Origin of the sequence: Stappia sp. BW2 (assembly GCF_008107695.1) — a bacterium.
Taxonomy (GTDB): Bacteria; Pseudomonadota; Alphaproteobacteria; order Rhizobiales; family Stappiaceae; genus Roseibium.
Genome location: NZ_VIRG01000070.1, coordinates 276,451 through 293,665, shown reverse-complemented (window position 1 = coordinate 293,665; position 17,215 = coordinate 276,451). Strand labels below are relative to the sequence as shown.

The 17,215-nt window shown below is 61.0% G+C and carries 16 protein-coding genes; 11 read left to right on the top strand and 5 right to left on the bottom strand.

What is annotated here, in order from left to right:
• Positions 1-19 precede the first annotated feature (19 nt).
• Positions 20-352 (top strand): hypothetical protein, encoded by a 333-nt coding sequence (locus FMN63_RS20260; RefSeq protein WP_148585976.1) that lies wholly within the window; start codon positions 20-22, stop codon positions 350-352.
• Positions 353-384: 32 nt separating this feature from the next.
• Here FMN63_RS20260 and FMN63_RS20255 read toward each other — a convergent pair whose 3' ends face one another.
• Positions 385-867: an RNA polymerase sigma factor gene (locus FMN63_RS20255; RefSeq protein WP_148585975.1), complete on the bottom strand. Its 483-nt coding sequence runs from the start codon at positions 865-867 to the stop codon at positions 385-387.
• 372 nt (positions 868-1,239) lie between these two features.
• On the opposite strand from FMN63_RS20255, the gene FMN63_RS20250 reads away from it, so the two are divergent.
• Complete coding sequence (locus FMN63_RS20250) at positions 1,240-1,602, top strand: hypothetical protein (protein WP_148585974.1); 363 nt, start codon at positions 1,240-1,242, stop codon at positions 1,600-1,602.
• Between the two features lie 65 nt (positions 1,603-1,667).
• Here FMN63_RS20250 and FMN63_RS20245 read toward each other — a convergent pair whose 3' ends face one another.
• A complete protein-coding gene (locus tag FMN63_RS20245; protein WP_209001252.1) occupies positions 1,668-2,588 on the bottom strand; it encodes a GlxA family transcriptional regulator in 921 nt (306 codons plus the stop codon).
• Positions 2,589-2,692: 104 nt separating this feature from the next.
• Between FMN63_RS20245 and FMN63_RS20240 the strand changes: the two genes are divergently transcribed.
• From FMN63_RS20240 to FMN63_RS20205, 8 genes are all read left to right on the top strand, one after another.
• On the top strand, positions 2,693-3,853 hold the full coding sequence (locus FMN63_RS20240; RefSeq protein ID WP_148585972.1) for an acyl-CoA dehydrogenase family protein: 1,161 nt from the start codon (positions 2,693-2,695) through the stop codon (positions 3,851-3,853).
• Between the two features lie 3 nt (positions 3,854-3,856).
• On the top strand, positions 3,857-5,884 hold the full coding sequence (locus FMN63_RS20235) for an acetate--CoA ligase family protein (protein WP_148585971.1): 2,028 nt from the start codon (positions 3,857-3,859) through the stop codon (positions 5,882-5,884).
• Complete coding sequence (locus FMN63_RS20230) at positions 5,884-6,666, top strand: carnitinyl-CoA dehydratase (RefSeq protein WP_148585970.1); 783 nt, start codon at positions 5,884-5,886, stop codon at positions 6,664-6,666. Before FMN63_RS20235 ends, FMN63_RS20230 begins: the two co-directional genes overlap by 1 nt.
• A 112-nt stretch (positions 6,667-6,778) precedes the next feature.
• Positions 6,779-7,696 (top strand): 3-dehydrocarnitine:acetyl-CoA trimethylamine transferase BcoG, encoded by a 918-nt coding sequence (gene bcoG, locus FMN63_RS20225; protein WP_148585969.1) that lies wholly within the window; start codon positions 6,779-6,781, stop codon positions 7,694-7,696.
• A 1-nt stretch (position 7,697) separates the two neighbouring features.
• Positions 7,698-8,462: an SDR family oxidoreductase gene (locus FMN63_RS20220; RefSeq protein WP_148585968.1), complete on the top strand. Its 765-nt coding sequence runs from the start codon at positions 7,698-7,700 to the stop codon at positions 8,460-8,462.
• Positions 8,459-9,886: a carnitine 3-dehydrogenase gene (locus FMN63_RS20215; RefSeq protein ID WP_148585967.1), complete on the top strand. Its 1,428-nt coding sequence runs from the start codon at positions 8,459-8,461 to the stop codon at positions 9,884-9,886. Before FMN63_RS20220 ends, FMN63_RS20215 begins: the two co-directional genes overlap by 4 nt.
• Positions 9,887-10,145: 259 nt before the next feature.
• Positions 10,146-10,556 (top strand): hypothetical protein, encoded by a 411-nt coding sequence (locus tag FMN63_RS20210; RefSeq protein WP_148585966.1) that lies wholly within the window; start codon positions 10,146-10,148, stop codon positions 10,554-10,556.
• A gap of 119 nt (positions 10,557-10,675) precedes the next feature.
• A complete protein-coding gene (locus FMN63_RS20205; protein WP_148585965.1) occupies positions 10,676-12,502 on the top strand; it encodes a vWA domain-containing protein in 1,827 nt (608 codons plus the stop codon).
• A gap of 401 nt (positions 12,503-12,903) precedes the next feature.
• Here the strand turns inward: FMN63_RS20205 and FMN63_RS20200 are convergent, their stop codons facing one another.
• From FMN63_RS20200 to FMN63_RS20190, 3 genes are all read right to left on the bottom strand, one after another.
• On the bottom strand, positions 12,904-13,695 hold the full coding sequence (locus FMN63_RS20200) for a hypothetical protein (RefSeq protein ID WP_148585964.1): 792 nt from the start codon (positions 13,693-13,695) through the stop codon (positions 12,904-12,906).
• A gap of 20 nt (positions 13,696-13,715) precedes the next feature.
• Complete coding sequence (locus FMN63_RS20195) at positions 13,716-14,372, bottom strand: SH3 domain-containing protein (protein WP_162530087.1); 657 nt, start codon at positions 14,370-14,372, stop codon at positions 13,716-13,718.
• 102 nt (positions 14,373-14,474) lie between these two features.
• The gene (locus tag FMN63_RS20190; RefSeq protein WP_148585962.1) at positions 14,475-15,128 is read right to left on the bottom strand and encodes a LuxR C-terminal-related transcriptional regulator; all 654 of its coding nucleotides are present in this window, start codon (positions 15,126-15,128) and stop codon (positions 14,475-14,477) included.
• Between the two features lie 51 nt (positions 15,129-15,179).
• On the opposite strand from FMN63_RS20190, the gene FMN63_RS20185 reads away from it, so the two are divergent.
• The gene (locus FMN63_RS20185) at positions 15,180-17,213 is read left to right on the top strand and encodes a sensor histidine kinase (protein WP_148585961.1); all 2,034 of its coding nucleotides are present in this window, start codon (positions 15,180-15,182) and stop codon (positions 17,211-17,213) included.
• The last annotated feature ends 2 nt before the right edge of the window (positions 17,214-17,215 follow it).

Sequence of the window (17,215 nt, the reverse complement as noted above, 5' to 3'; positions counted from 1 at the left end):
ATTGCAGACGGAGGCATTTATGACGTTGAACCTCGACATGTCGTTCTATTCAGTGATTTGCGAACTTGGAAACTGCTTCTACACCCCCGAAACAGACCTCTCCGACATGAGCCTCACCAGAATCGTCGAAGACCTTCAGACCGGGCAGCTCGAAAAGGTTCGGGCAGTTCTGGAATTCAATCCCGCGGAAGGCTGGTGCAACGACATCACCGGCGACGTGCTCTCCGCTGCCTTCCCCGCCGACGGGGAAGACGCGGAAGGACTGGAAGACGCGGCTGAAGACTGGTCGGACTATCGAACCGAGCGGCTGACCGCCCGCACTGCCGGTGTCCCGGTCAGGGTCGCAGCCTGACAGTTGGAGGCTGAACACGCACCTGCGGGCCGTCAGACAGCGGCAAGCAGGTGCCGGGCACGGGAGAGCCGGCTTTTCACGGTTCCAACCGCCACACCGGTTTGCTTGGCAATCTGCCCGGTGGACAGGCCGGAGAACACGCGCAATTCCAGGGCATTGCGGTCTTCGGGCCGGAGCCCGGCAATCCCCCGGGTGACATCTTCCAGCTCCAGGTGCTTTTCCTGTGCGGGCTGTGCCTGGGTTTCCTCCAGCCAGTCCTCGATAGGCAGATGATCCCCCCGGCGGGCAAGCCACTTGCGTTCGTCGCGATAGGCGTTGCGGGCAATCGTGAACAGCCAGCGGCGAAGCTCCGTGCCACAGTGAAAACTGGCGTGATGCCGCAAGGCCTTTTCCAGAGAAGTTTGCATCAGATCGTCGCCGGCTTCCGGGTTGCGGGTCAGCGAGCGGGCGTATCTGCGCAAATGCGGTATTTCCCCCTGGAGGTCTTTCGTGAAATCGTCCTTGGTGCAGGCCATCCCATAGTTCCTGTTCTATTGTTTCTGGACGAGATGTAAGACGCTGCGCGCCTGGCAAAAGCACGCTCAAGACCTTGTCATGACAGTTTGAAAATCCGGCGGGAATCCGGCCCTGTATCTCTCAGGGCGTTCACGGCCCGGTGAAGGGCATGATCTCTTCTCACAGACGGAAATGAATGCGCGCGTGGGGAGAAACCGAGCGGCACGCAAGGCCGGCTCTCTCTCACACGGCCTCATGTTTTTGTGTTGAACTTATTACCAGACCCACCGCAACCGGTCCGCTTTCGTGTCGTTGTTCCCGGCATGAACGGCGTGAGGGGCAGCAGTCCCAGGAAGCCATTCATGAGCTTAACCACCAAACGGAGCAATATCATGCGTACATCCAGAAAAGTTCTCTCCACCCTGCTGACCGCAGTCTTTGTTTCCGGCGCATTGGCGAGCAATGCCTTCGCGTTCGATCCGGACGACACACGCGGCGATCTCAATGGCGACAAGCCGGTTTCCGTCCGTCAGCAGCAGACGATCAATGCAAAGGCTCTGGCCGAAGCTCGCAGCGGTAAACTGTTGATCTTGCCGGTTGTCGGCACCTCCAACGGCGAAGAGCGGCTGACAGTTGCCCAGCAGCAGGTTGCCGACGCAAGAACGCATGGCGCAAAAGCAAAGAAGCAGCTCAACATCCTGCCTTTCCAGGGCGACTGGAACGGTACGGCAAAGGTTGGTTTCCCGCACCAGTAAGGTCGTCAACCTCCCAAGAAAGGGCCGCGCAATCAGCGCGGCCTTTCTTGTTCTAAAGGCACGGACTACGTAATGCGCCGGTGCTCGCGTGGTGATTGGCCGAATTCCTGCCGGTAGGCCCGTGTCATGGCGCTTGCGTTGCGATAGCCGCAGCGCTCCGCAATCTCGGCAATGCCAAGCCGCGTCAGCTCCACCATCCGGCGCGCCTCGCGCAGGCGGATCGCCTTGTAGACACCGAGTGGCGTCATCGACATTTCCCGCTGGAAACGATGTTCCAGCGTCCGCTGGTCAACCTTCAACTGCCGGGCAAGGTCTTCAATCGGCATCGGTGTTTCGATGGTTCGCCGCATCAGCGCTGTGGCCCCGCGCACAAGGGCATCCGACGACAGACGCTTGTGCGGATCGTGCATGTCCAGCGTGTCGCCATACATGAACATGGCTGCGACCTCGAGCGCGAACATCGGGCTGTGGTGCCGCTTGATCAGCTCCAGCGCTAGTTCGAAGGTTGTCGATGCCCCACCACAAGTGCAGATGTTCTCATCCAGCACAAAACGATCCTCGACAACGTCGACATCGGGGAAACGCTCGGCAAACCGGATCAGTTCATCCCAGTGGATCGTGGCCCTGCGCCCCTCCAGCAGTCCGGCAGCGGCCAGAAGCCAGGCTCCGGTATCCATGCCGACCAATGTTCCGAACCGCTGCCTTGCCGCCTGTAGGGCTCGCGTCATGCCCTGCCCCGCAAAGGTCTCAAATCCGTAACTTGGCATGATGAACAGATAGTCCCCACGGGGCTTGGCCTCCATCCAGCCGGACGTCGCAACCGGCAACCCGCTGGAAGACGTGACCGTACCGCCATCAAGGCTCACATGCTCCCAGGAATAAAGCTGCTTGCGTGCAATGGTGTTTGCGGCCCGAAAAGGCTCGATCGCATTCGCCAGACAATGGTTGGAAAAGCTGTCGAACAGCAGGACGCAGATTTTTCTCACTGAATTCGATTTCTGTGAAAGCGGCATGATTTCAAACCAAAGCTGCACAATAGTCTCAGCCCGTTTGTCTCACTCTCACAGACTTGATGCAAGGGGAGGATCCGATGCACTTTGGGTTGAGCGAAGAGCAGGAGATGATCGTCTCCACGGTCCGGTCTTTCGTGGAAAACGAGATCTACCCGCATGAGGATCTTGTCGAGAAAACAGGCCAGGTTCCTGCCGAAATCGGCGAAGAGATCAAGCGTAAATGCATCGAACTCGGCTTTTACGCCAGCAACTTCCCGGAAGACGTCGGCGGCGCGGGCCTCAGCCATCTGGACTTCACGCTGGTGGAACGGGAACTCGGGCGCGGTTCGATGGCGCTGAACCACTTTTTCGGCCGTCCTCAGAACATCCTGATGGCCTGCAAGGACGACCAGATCGAGCGCTACCTATTACCGGCCGTCCGGGGCGAGAAGATGGACGCCCTTGCCATGACCGAACCCGATGCCGGCTCGGATGTGCGCGGCATGAAATGCCAGGCCGTGCGCGACGGCGGTGACTGGGTCGTCTCCGGCTCCAAGCACTTCATCTCCGGCGCGGAACATGCGGATTTCTTCATCGTCTTTGTCGCCACCGGCGTGGACGAAACACCGAAGGGCCCTAAGAAACGTATCACCTGTTTTCTGGTCGACCGGGGCACACCCGGGTTCGAGGTGCGTGAAGGTTATCGCTCCGTCAGCCACCGGGGCTACAAGAACTGCATTCTGTATTTTGACGGCTGCCGCCTGCCGGACAATCAGGTCCTCGGCGAAGTCGACGGTGGCTTCGAGGTCATGAACGAGTGGCTTTACGCTACCCGGCTCACCGTTGCCGCCATGAGTGTCGGCCGGGCCCGCCGCTGTTTCGATTACGCTGTAAACTACGCCGCAGAGCGAAAGCAGTTCGGTCAGGCAATCGCCAAATTCCAGGGCGTCAGCTTCCAGGTCGCCGACATGATCACCGAGATCGACGCCGCTGATTGGCTGACACTTGCCGGCGCCTGGCGTCTTGATCAGGGTCTGCCTGCCAACCGTGAAATCGCCAGCGCCAAGGTCTATGCGTCCGAAATGCTGGCACGGGTGACGGACACCACCTTGCAGATATTTGGCGGCATGGGCCTGATGGACGACTTCCCCATCGAACGCTTCTGGCGCGATGCTCGCGTGGAACGAATCTGGGACGGCACCAGCGAGATCCAGCGCCATATCATCAGCCGCGAAGTCTTCCGGCCGCTCGGAGCCTGACCCATGCGCTCGCTTGAACGCCTGCTTCGTCCGCACACAGTGGCAGTCATCGGTGGTGGCTCCTGGTGCCGGAACGTGCTTCGGGAATGTCGAAAGGCCGGTTTTGCGGGGGACCTTTGGCCGGTCCACCCCAGCCGGGAAGAGATCGACGACTGCCGGGCCTACGCCTCTGTCGACGATCTACCGTCTTCTCCCGACGCAGTCTTTATCGGCGTCAACCGGCATGTCACCGTCGAGATTGTAGACTCGTTGGCACGCCTTGGCGCAGGCGGCGCCATCTGCTTTGCCTCCGGTTTCAGTGAAGCAATCCGCGAGCTTGCCGACGGCGCGGAGCTTCAGGCCGCGCTCATCGAGGCGGCTGGCGACATGCCGATCCTCGGCCCCAACTGCTATGGCTTTCTCAATGCACTCGACGGAGCGGCCCTCTGGCCGGATCAGCATGGGCTGATCCCGGTGGAGCGCGGTGTTGCCATCATCGCGCAATCGTCCAATATCGCACTGAACCTGACCATGCAGACGCGCGGTCTGCCAATCGCCTATCTCATGACCGCCGGCAACCAGGCTCAGACGGGGCTCTCCGCCATCGGCAGCGCCCTTCTGGACGATGATCGGGTCACCGCCATCGGTTTGCACATAGAAGGGCTGGATGATCTTGCGGCCTTTGAGGCCTTTGCTCGCAAGGCGCATGCGCTTGGCAAACCCGTTGTGGCCCTGAAGGTCGGCCGTTCTGAAGCGGCACAAGCGGCAACGGTTTCGCACACGGCGGCTCTCGCTGGCAGCACGGCTGGCTCAGAGGCTCTGTTCAGGCGGCTCGGCATCGCCAGGGTGGACAGCCTGCCCGCACTTCTGGAAACCCTGAAACTGGTTCACGTCGCAGGCCCCTTGCCCAGCGCCAACATCGTTTCCATGTCCTGCTCGGGCGGAGAAGCCAGCCTGATTGCAGACACCGCTGTCGGCCGGCAGATCACTTTCCCGCCTCTTGGTCCCGAGCAGAAAGCAGCTCTGTCGGAAGCCCTCGGCCCCAGGGTCGCTCTGGCCAATCCGCTCGACTATCACACCTACATCTGGGGCGACGGCGCCGCCATGACCCGGTGCTACACCGCCATGATGCAGGCGGACGTTGCCATGGGTATCGTCATTCTCGACATTCCGAGACCGGATCGCTGTGACGCGGAAGACTGGCTGAAAGTGATCGAGCCGGTAGAAGCGGCGATGAAAGCCTCCGGCAAGCCCATGGCGATCCTGAGCTCCCTGCCGGAAACCATGCCGGAAGCCCTCGCCACCGATCTCATGAAACGCGGCCTCACGCCTCTCTGTGGGCTGGACGATGCCCTGACGGCTATTGAGGCAGCCGCCTTTCTGGCACGCCCCTTGCCAGCGGAACCGATCCGGATACCCCAGCCTGTCGCCGATCCCCGTCTCCTGTCGGAGCAGGAGGCAAAAGCCCTGTTGCAACAGTACGGCCTCAAGGCCCCGGCAAGCGCCATTGCCGACAGCCCGGAAGCCGCCGCCCATGCGGCCAAGGAGATCGGATTTCCCGTGGCCCTGAAAGGCACCGGCATCGCCCACAAGACCGAAGCCGGAGCTGTTGCCCTTGATCTGCAATCAGCCTGCGAGGTCCACTCCGCCGCCAGCAGCATGCCAGCCTCATCGTTTCTTGTGGAGGAGATGATCACCGGCAGCCTTGCCGAACTGCTTGTCGGCATCGTCCGGGATCCCGCGCACGGGTATGTCCTGACCATCGCCGCCGGCGGCATCCTGACCGAGCTTCTGGAAGACAGCACCTCGCTGATCGTCCCAGCGAGTGGTGAAGAGATCAGGAACGCTCTTGAAAGTCTGAAGATCGGCCGCGTCCTGACCGGATATCGCGGCAAGCCGCCTTGTGATCTGGAAGGCATTATTGACGCCGTGCAGGCGGTGCAGACCTTCGTTCTGTCGGCGCCGGTCGAGGAAGTCGAAATCAACCCGCTCCTGTGCGGTGCAAACTTTGCCGTTGCCGCCGACGCGCTGGTGAGACTGGGAGAAAACTGATGGAAAGCCCCATCAAGACCGAAAAACGCGGCCACATACTGGCCGTCACGCTCGACCGGCCAAAGGCCAATGCCATCGACCTGATGACCAGCCGGATCATGGGCGATGTCTTCACCGACTTCCGCGACGATCCGGACCTGCGGGTGGCCATCGTGACAGGCGCCGGCGAAAAGTTCTTCTGCCCCGGCTGGGACCTGAAGGCCGCCGCCGATGGCGATGCGGTCGACGGGGACTACGGCAAGGGCGGTTTCGGTGGACTGCAGGAATTGCGCGGCCTCAACAAGCCGGTGATCGCCGCGGTCAACGGAATCTGCTGCGGCGGCGGGCTGGAGCTTGCGCTCTCCGCCGACATCATCCTGGCGGCAGATCATGCCACCTTCGCCCTGCCGGAAATACGCTCGGGAACAGTGGCAGACGCTGCCAGCATCAAACTTCCCAAGCGCATTCCCCATCACATCGCAATGGAAATGCTGTTCACCGGCCGCTGGATCGAAGCCGACGAAGCCGGCCGGTGGGGCCTCATCAACCACATTTACCCCGGACAGGACTTGATGGCAGAAGCTTGGAAACTGGCCGAGCTGCTCGCCTCCGGTCCCCCGCTCGTTTATGCCGCGATCAAGGAAATCGTGCGTGAAGCGGAAGACATGAAGTTCCAGGACGCGCTCAACCGCATCACCCGAAGCCAGTTTCAGACGGTGGAAACGCTCTATCGTTCGGAAGACCAGAAGGAAGGCGCCCGCGCCTTTGCCGAAAAACGGGATCCGGTCTGGAAGGGCCGCTAGATCATCCCGCGTTCGACCACCCACAGACAAGACAACCTGACACTTTCACAACAATCAGCTTTTGGCAGTTCGCCCGGCACCGGTTGATCTGCCACCGACACAGGAGAACCAAATGCCCTTGACCATGAACCGCGACGTTTTCATCACCTGCGCCGTGACAGGCTCCGGCGGGACGCAGGACAAGTCTCCGCACGTTCCCCGCAGCCCCAAGCAGATCGCCGACAGCGCCATCGATGCAGCCAAAGCCGGCGCGGCTGTCGTCCACTGTCATGTGCGCGACCCGGAGACGGGAGCACCATCCCGCCGGTTGGAGCTTTACCGGGAAGTCACGGATCTCATCCGTGCGGCCGATGTGGATGTGGTTCTGAACCTCACCGCAGGCATGGGCGGAGATATTGTGTTCGGCTCCACCGAAAGCCCCCTGCCGCTGGTCGAAAAAGGCACCGACATGGTCGGCGCAACCGAGCGCATGGCGCATATCCGCGAGTGCCTTCCTGAAATCTGCACGCTCGACTGCGGCACCATGAACTTCGCCGAAGCCGATTACGTCATGACCAACACCCCGGGCATGTTGCGCGCCATGGGCGCCATGATGACCGAACTCGGCGTGAAGCCGGAAATCGAAGCTTTCGACACCGGTCACCTCTGGTTCGCCAAGCAGCTTGTCCAGGAAGGCACGCTCGCCTCCCCCGCCCTTGTCCAGCTTTGCATGGGCGTGCCCTGGGGCGCGCCGAACGATCTCAACACCTTCCTGGCCATGGTCAACGCCATTCCGGACGACTGGTCGTGGTCGGCCTTCAGCCTCGGTCGGGACCAGATGCCCTATGTCGCGGCCTCCGTTCTGGCCGGTGGCAATGTCCGCGTTGGCCTGGAAGACAATATCTTCCTGGAAAAAGGCGTACTCGCCACCAATGCCCAACTGGTTGAAAAAGCGGTCGGGGTCATCCAGGGCATGGGTGCCAACATCATTGGCCCGCAAGCGGTGCGCGAAAAGCTGGGCCTGACCAAGCGCGCGCCGGTGGGGGCCTGACATGAGCCGCAGAGTAGTTGTTACAGCCGGTGCTTCGGGCATCGGCCGCGCCATTGCGGAACGGTTCCTGGCAGAAGGTGACACCGTCGCGATCTGCGATGCGGACGCTGCAGCCGTTTCCGCATTCTCGAAAGCGAACAGCAACGCAATCGCTGTTGTTGCCGATGTAACGTCTGAAGCGGAAATGACCGCGTTCCTGAGTGACCTGGAAGAGCGCTGGAACGGTGTCGACGTGGTCTGTGCCAATGCCGGCACCGGTGGCCCTGCCGGGGCAATCGAGACGCTGGATTATGAAGAATGGCAGCTCTGCGTCGCCACCAACCTCCACGGGGCCTTTCTCACCTGCCGCTGGGCGGCCAGAGTGATGAAGGCGCAGGGGCACGGTCTGATCGCCCTCACCTCCTCGACGGCCGGTCTTTACGGCTATCCATACCGCTCGCCCTACGCTTCGGCCAAATGGGCGATTGTCGGCCTCACCAAGACACTCGCCATGGAACTCGGGCCACACGGCATCCGCGTCAACGCGGTCTGTCCCGGCGCGGTGGAAGGAGAGCGAATGGACCGGGTCGTTGCGATGGAAGCCAAGGCGCGTGGCGAGAGCGAAGAGGCCATTCGCCAAAGCTACGTGAAGGGCGTTTCGCTGAAGACCTGGGTCACCGCGCAGGATGTCGCAAACTCCATCCACTTTCTGGCGTCTGAAGCAGGCGCTCGCATTTCAGGACAGATCCTGGCCATCGACGGCCACACGGAGACCCTAGCACCATGACCAGAAAAGCATCCATCGTCGGCGGCGGCGTGATCGGTGGCGGCTGGGCCGCCCGGTTCCTGTTAAACGGCTGGGACGTTGCCATCTTCGACACCGACCCGGAAGCCGAACGCAAGATCGGCGAAGTCATCGACAACGCACGGCGCAGCCTGCCTGCTCTTTACGACAAGCGGCTGCCGGACGAAGGCACGCTCACCTTCACATCCGATCTTGCTGAAGCGGTCTCCGGCGCCGACTGGATACAGGAAAGCGTGCCGGAGCGTCTGGACCTCAAACACAAGATCCTCGGCAGCCTGACGGAGCTTGCCCCGGAAACGGCAGTCATCGGATCGTCCACATCCGGCTTCAAACCCTCCGAACTGACCAGCGAAGGTGCACGGGCCGTCGTCGCCCACCCGTTCAACCCCGTCTATCTGTTGCCGCTGGTCGAACTCGTCGGCGCCCCAGACCAGACCGCACGCGCTGCTGACATCCTGCGCGAGATCGGCATGTTCCCGCTGACGGTGCGCAAGGAGATCGACGCCCATATCGCCGACCGCTTTCTGGAAGCAGTCTGGCGCGAGGCGCTCTGGCTCGTGAAGGACGGCATCGCCACAACGGAAGAAATCGACGAGGCCATCCGCATGGGCTTCGGTCTGCGCTGGGCGCAGATGGGCCTTTTCGAAACCTATCGCATCGCCGGTGGTGAAGCGGGTATGAAGCACTTCATGGCGCAGTTCGGCCCGTGCCTTTCCTGGCCCTGGACCAAACTGATGGACGTGCCGGAATTCACCGATGAGCTCGTCGACCTGATCGCCGGTCAGTCCGATGCCCAATCCGGCCACCGCTCCATTCGTGAACTGGAGCGCCTGCGCGACGACAATCTTGTCGGCATGATGCGGGCCCTCAAGAAAAGCGGCAGCGGTGCGGGCGGTGTTCTCAACACCCACGAAAGGGCCCTGGCGGCCCCGGCGGAAGCCGACCTGCCGATCACGGGAGATCGCCAGATCCCGCAAAGCTGGACCGACTACAACGGTCATATGAACGAGGCCCACTACTTGGAAGCAGGCGCGGCGGCAACCGACCGCTTCATGGAACTGATCGGTGCGGATGCCGATTATATCGCTTCCGGCAAGAGCTACTTTACCGTTGAAAACCATCTGCGTTATCTGGACGAACTCCTTGCAGGTGAACGCCTGATCGTCACGACCCACGTGCTTCAGGGGGAAGGGAAGAAAATGCAGCTGTTTCACTTCCTGAAGAATGCCGACGGCAAGCTTGCCGCGACCATGGAAACGCTGCTGCTCCATGTCGATCTCAACACCCGCGCCAGCTCCCTGCCGGATGAAGACGTCGCCGAAAAGCTCAAGGCCTTTGCAGACGCCCACAAGGCTCTGCCCTGTCCGGAAGGCGCTGGCCGTTTCGTCGGTCAGAAGGCCACCTGACAAGTCCCCCGCCCGCGGTCACCTGGACTGCGGGCGGGGCTATTTACTTGGCAGGCTGAACCACGGCTCCCGCCAGGGTGCCCTCAGCATCGCAATAGACCTCAGGTTCGGTGATCGCGCCTCCTCAAGGCCAAAACCTGCGAAGTGCGATTGGGGTATCGACCCCATACTGACAGCCCGCCCGCTCTGGCACCTTTCTCTCATCGAAAGATCGATACCCCCTCCGACAGGAGATCATTCAAGAGAAAGGAATTGACCAATGAAAGCCCTTGCCAAAACCGCTGCCGCCGCATCCGTCCTTGCCATCGCAGGCGTTGCCTCCCTCGGAGCTGTCACTCCGGCCGCCGCCTTGTTCGACATCTGCAAGAAGGTCAACATCACGGTGAAGAACAACACCGGCCAGCCAATCCAGCTTTACGATCTCGATTACCGTGACCTCGGCTCCAATCGCTGGCGCTCGGAAAACATCGCCAACCGGGTCATTGCCAACGGCGGCACCTATAGTGTGACCCGCAACCTGGAAGGCGTGAACAACGCCAGCACCTTTGTCCGGGTCCAGTTCCGCAAGCTGAAGTCCAACGGCCGCTGGAACCTGCTCAAGACCTGGTACGCGGACTCAAGCACATCGGTCTGCCGCAAGGGCAAAAGCTACCGCATCGTCTTCCGCTAATACCTGCAGATGACCAACGGGCTGCGCCGCTCAGGCGCAGCTCTTGCCTGCCCCCCACCACCAGCCTCCCCTCTGACGCCCGGACACACCGTTTCCGGGCGATGAAAAGGATTTGTCTCATGTTTGGCAAACACATGCCCAAAACCGTGCTGATCAGCTCCGCATCCCTGATGACCATCGCCATTGCCGGCATCGCCTCGCAAACCATCGATTGGCAGGATCTCGGAAAGAAACTCACAAACACGACAGAAGCAGCCGGCAGAATGACCAACACCGGCAATCCCGACGGTGATACGTCGGTTGCAGCAACCGAGCTCCCAAAACAGGAAGAGGCCCACACTGTCGTCGCCGAAGTTGCGCGTCCGGTTGCAACTCCTCAGCCTGCTCCAGCCCCGGCGTTGCTTCAAAAACAAAGAAGTCGTTCGAATGGAGCCGGTGGCGGACTGATGACATTTTCCTCTGGCGCTGGTGGAGCTGTTCTGAACAGCGGTATTCAGTTGGAACCACCGGCAATGCCTTCCGTCCGACTTGAAGACAGGGAACGCTTTGCCTCCGCCGAGGCCAATCCCCTGAAACGCACGAGTGCGGACCCGGTGTCGACCTTCTCCGTCGATGTCGATACCGCTTCCTATTCCTATGTCCGCAGCACGCTGTCCCGCGGCCGGTTGCCGACCCCGGATGCGGTGCGCGTGGAGGAGATGGTCAATTACTTCGATTACAATTACCCCGTGCCCGAAAAGGGCGGCCATCCCTTCTCCACCAATGTTTCCGTGGTCGATACCCCGTGGAACGAACACACCAAGCTGATGCAGGTCGGCATTCAGGGCTACAAGGTCCCGCTCGATGACCTTCCTCCGCAAAACCTGGTGTTCCTGATCGACACCTCCGGATCCATGGCCGACGCCAACAAACTGCCGCTGTTGCAGCAATCCTTCCGCCTGCTGCTGTCATCACTGCGCGACGAGGACGAAGTCGCGATCGTCACCTATGCGGGCAGTTCCGGCGTGCTTCTGGAGCCAACCAAGGTCGCCGACAAAACCCGGATCCTGGAAAAGATCAACGCGCTGACCTCCGGTGGATCCACGGCAGGCCACGAAGGCCTGAAGGGCGCCTACGCGCTGGCCGAAACCATGACCGGCGACGGCGAGCAGACCAGGATCATCCTGGCCACCGACGGCGATTTCAACGTTGGTCTGTCCGACCCGGACAGCCTGAAACGCTATGTCGCCGAACAACGGGAAAACGGGACGGCACTCTCCGTGCTCGGCTTCGGCCGCGGCAACTACAATGATGAGCTGATGCAGACCCTTGCACAGAACGGCCAGGGCGTTGCCGCCTACATCGACACGCTGTCTGAAGCCCGCAAGGTGCTGGTGGATCAGGTCGTCAGCTCCATTTCGATGATCGCCCAGGACGTCAAGATCCAGGTCGAGTTCAACCCGGAAACCGTCGCGGAATATCGTCTGATCGGCTACGAAACCCGGACCCTCAAAACCGAGGACTTCAAGAACGACAAGGTCGATGCGGGCGATATCGGCGCGGGCCACAACGTCACGGCCCTTTACGAAATCACCCCTGTCGGGTCACCGGCAGAAAAGTTCTCGGACCTGCGCTACGGCCCCGAGGAGAAGATCGAACCCGTTCAGGCGTCCTACTCGGGTGAACTCGCCTTCGTGAAGCTTCGCTACAAGCAACCTGGCGACAAGGAAGGCACGTTGATCCAGACACCGGTCATGGAAGACACGAGCGGCATACCGATGTCGGAAACCCTCTTTGCCGCCTCGGTCGCCGCCTTCGGGCAAATGCTGAAGGGCACCGATTACCTGCAAGACTGGGATTTCAAGGCGATTGAAAAGCTCGCCAGTGAAAACAAGGGCGCGGACCCCTTCGGCTACCGCTCAGAATTCCTGACCCTCGTGCGCCTCGCCGACGTCGCCGAGCGCTAAACACCCCCACCACCCGCATGGAAACCGGCAGTCCCACCTGCCGGTTTCTTTTTGCGCCTCTCCCCAGGTTGTCCGTCACTCCATTCGCCTCCCCACCAATGGTCATCCCGCCTTCGGCCATCCCGCCATTGCTCATCCCTCCTTTGGTCATCCCGGACGCAGCGCAGCGAAGATCCGGGATCGGGGAGCCGAGGGTCGGCGAAATGGGCACCTAAAAAGGAACCTTTATCTCCCCGATCCCGGCTCGCGCTTCGCTTGGCCGGGATGACGATGGAGAAGTTCCGCGAATTGCAGCCCCAACAAGCCATGTCAGCCCGGAAAGAACCCTGCTTCCAGGCGTATTCGCGCGAGTAACAATTTCGAGAAAAACTGGAGAATGCGCGTTTGCGCTGCCGGGACGGTTACCGGTCCCGCAACCAGTCCAGAGACACTTGCGTCCCGTCCGCCTGGACGAGATCGAGGCGACTGGAGAGGATCAGCGACAGGGCGCCCAGGTCATTCGTCTTCCAGAGATAGATCGTATGCCGTGTCGGCTCGAACTGGGCGCAGGCCGTTGCGCCAACGTCGGCAACATAGCGCGGCGGGCCGTCGCGCCGGATGTCAAAGCCCTTGGCACCGCTGGCATCTTCCGGATTGGTCAGGCAGACCGTAACCAGACGCGCGGAAATCGCATCATCTGCATCTGCCGCCTCCTCCAGTGAAGCCGGGTCTTGCGCGCGGCCCCCCGGTTTCCCGGCAGCCGTGTTCAAACCCCGCATTTCAGGTCCGGAGGTTTCCAGTTCTGACGCTTTTTGTTTTGGCGCAGCAGCCGGCGCAACCCGTTGCCGCTGGGGGGCAATCCGGCTGGTGGCCGGGTCCAACTCCGGGCTCAAGCGGTCCGTCCCAAACGTGTCGTCGGACGGTGCAGGTGCAGGCGCTGGCGGCGGCGGGGCGACCTCGGCAGCGGCTTCTTCCCTGTCCATCAGTCGGCGCTCGGGCTCATCCAACTCGGTAGCTTGCGCCGGTTCCGGAGCAACCGCTGGTGCGGGCACCTCGCCTTTCTGAAACCGGATCAGATCGTTGCTGCCGCTTTCCAGAAACGTCGGCTCCGGCAAGCCGCTGGCCAGAACCGTGACTGTGGCGCAAGACAGCAGCAAGCCCCCGATGAGAAGGCTTCTGGCAGATCTGCGCTTTTGCTGGTTGCTGGCAGGCATGTGGCTTGTCGATATGTCCTTCAATTTGCGGGCTCAAGATAACGGGTATTCACCCATCCGGAAATTGTGTCCGAACGGATTTCGCACCAGCTTCCTTCACAGCTCTCGGAAAGTTCCACATTACAGGTTCCCGCCGCAAGAGCGCCGGTGACGGCATGCCGTGTTCCGGGCCCCTTCCGCACATTCAGCACGTCATCCCGCGCAATGGAAACACACATGAGCCGATTGTCGGGCGCGTCACCGGAAGACAGGAACATGGCCGGAGGCGCCGCCGATGCGGTACATACCCCTCCGACATTCTCACCGCGCGCGCACAGCGGACTGACCTTCATCTCCAGCAGCTCCCATTGGCCCGACGCCGTGCGTATCACCGTGCCCCGATAGTGTTCGCCGGACAGGCTGTCATCGAGATATCCCGTCATGACGATATCGACACTGTAGCCGCTGCCCGCCTTGCGTACCTTCAGGTCCAGAGCGGCATTGCCTTCGTCACTCTCCGGATGGCCTTGCAAAAACGGCATCAGTACATCCATGAAATTGGCCGCGACTGCCGTTCCGGGGGCAACGCGGATCTCGCGAAAGCCGTCATCCTGTGCCTGCACCGAACCCGTCAAAAGCAGGCAGGCAACGGGTAACGCGGCAAGCGAGGCGGCGGAAAATCTGAAAGAGCGGAGCATGGCAAAATCCTCTTGTAGGTCACACAAAGCAGTAACCCATGTCCGGCCGCCGCCAGCCATGGGGCCAATCCCCCATTCCGGCAGGGGCAAACAACCTCCCGGTCAAAGTTCCCGCGACGGATCGATCATGCCTTCCTTCAGCGCCTTGGCCATCAACTGCGGCACCGAATGCACGTTCAGCTTCTGCATCAGGCTGGTGCGGTGCTTGTCGACGGTCTTGATGCTGATCCCGAGCCCCTCGGCAATTTCCTTGTTGGACCGCCCGGCGAGGATCAGGTTCAGGGTCTGCCGTTCCCGGTCGGTCAGCACCGGCGGTGCAGGCGTTTCCTCCAGGAGCTTCAAGAACACATCCGAGACGTGCCGCTGCCCCCGCAGGATCCCGGGCAGTTTCTGGTAGAACTCGGCATTGTCGGAGGCTTTCGAGAACAAGCCGTCGACACCCGTCTCGATGAGATCGGAAATGAGCCCGACTGCGGAAATGCCGGTCAGGACGACAACCCTCGTTTCCTTCGACCAGCGCCGTGCCTCGATCAGCACTTCCACACCGCCCGCCATGGGCATGGAAACGTCCAGCAACAAAAGATCGGGCCGGTGCCTGCGCACCTCTGCAATCGCGCTGAGACCGTCGCCGGCTTCCGCCAGCACGTTGATCCCTTCGGGCTCGATCAGGCCCGGTTTTTCCAGCGCATCTCGCAGTCCGGAGCGAACGATTGCGTGATCGTCTGCAATGATGGCACTATATCTTTGATCTTTCACGGCTCTCGATCCAGCAGCAGCAGTCCTTCTATCTGACATGCCTTAGGGGAAATGACCAGAATTCTGCACCTGTGGGTCTTCCTGTTTTTCGCTGTTCTTGTGACCGGCTCCGCCCGCGCCGAACCGGTGCGCCTCGAACCTGGCCAGGGGATTGGCGATCTGAAACCGCATCTGGTCTATGAAAGCGACCCGTCGGCCTCGCTTGCCGAGATCCTGACACGGTTTCGCTCCGGCGCGTTTTCTCCGTCCCTCAAGGCCTCCATGCTGGGAACCAATTATGCACCCGAAGCCTGGGCAGCGGTCGAAATCTACAACGCAACCCTGAACGATGGCCGCGCCCCCGACCCTTTCATCCTCACCGTGGAACTGCCGCTTGTCAGCGAGCTGGATGCTTATGTCATCCGCGAAAGCGGCTTTACGGAAAACCTGATCAACTATTCGATTTTCGAACCCTTCGCCCCCGAAGACCATTCCGTGACGCGCCTGCGCACCCCCGTATTCCAGATCGCGCCGCAAGAGCGGGTCACGCTGCTGGTCAATTTCAAGTTCGGGCCCTTCCAGTCCTTCAAGATGGCGCTGGAAACGCCGGTCGAACTGGAAGCATCCGCTTTTGCGTCCGGCATCACGCACACGGCGTTCTACGCCTTCACCATTTCCTGCCTGATCTTTTTCTTCGGTTTTCACCTGGCCATGAAAAACTGGATCGGCATGCTGTATGCGCTCCAGTTCGGCCTCGGCCTCGCCTTCATCGGCTATATCGACGGTCTCTGGTTTCGCTTCTTCTTTCCCGACAATCCTGAACTCCAGTCGCCAATCGGTTTTTTTCTGCTGTTTGCGCTATCGGGCGTCGGCTTCGTCATTTCCGGGCGCTCGCTTGTCGTGGACCGGCGCGAAACCCGGCTGTCCATCGCTCTGACATCCATGGCAGCCCTCTCGGTCGCCGGTTTCGTGCTTTCCTTCTTTTCGCCCGGCACTTACGTCGCCTTTTTCGGCTACGTGCTTCTGGCCTTCATGTTTGTCTCGGTTTTCCTGGCGGGCCGCCGCTGGCGGCGCGCCGAAGGCGCAGCACATCTCAGCGGCGAACTGATATCCGCCGCCGGAACGCTGCTGGTCGTCGGCCTGATTGCCTTGATGGTGGTTGGGCTGGAGGCGGAAATTCTGCCTGTGGCAACCACGGTCAAAGGCATTTTCTCCTGCCTGCTGATTGCCACCATGACAGGGCTGACCGCACATATTGTTGCCCTGCGCCACAAACACGCAAACGCCGTGCAGGCTGAAATCAAGGCTCTGGAAGCGGAAGCCAGGCGCAACCGGGAACTGCTTGTCGCCGAGCGCAATTATACCCGTGCCCGCGATCTTGCCAGCCTCCGTCAGCGGCAACTGGCCACCGCGTCCCATGATCTGAAACAGCCGATCACGTCGCTGAGGCTGAGCTTCGATCACCTTGCCGACCATATGGAACCACCCGTTCGCCAACGCCTCGCGGAGGCCTTCGACTACATGGAAGCCCTGTCGAATTCCTATCTGAAGGAAACGACGCCAAGGAGCCCTGAAACAGAGACGGAGACGGAGACCCTGCCGGATCAGACAGCCGGAGACGAACCTCGCCAGACCGAAGGCAGCCCGACCCACACGGAACCTGTGGAAACCGAGAGTTACGAGCTGTCACTCGTGGTCGACACGGTTCAGCAGATGTTTGGCGAGGAAGCGATCTCGAAGGGCCTGAAGCTGCGCCGGGTGTCGTCATCGCGCAAAACCACCGTGCCGGCGATTGTCCTGATGCGCATTGCCAGCAATCTCGTTTCCAATGCGGTCAAATACACCGAGACGGGCAAGGTGCTGATCGGCGTCCGCAACCGGGGCCAGACCGTGGAGCTTTGTGTTCTCGACACAGGTCCGGGCCTGACCGGGGCTGAGCAGGAAAGCTTCCTGAAAGCCTACGAAAAAGGCAGCACATCCCGAGGCCATGGCCTCGGTCTGTCGGTTTGCCATGACCTTGCACAGGAACACGGCCTCGCGTTCACCTGCCAGTCCGTGAAAGGCAGGGGAACGCAATTCAGGCTGACACTGCCCGCCACAAATTGAGC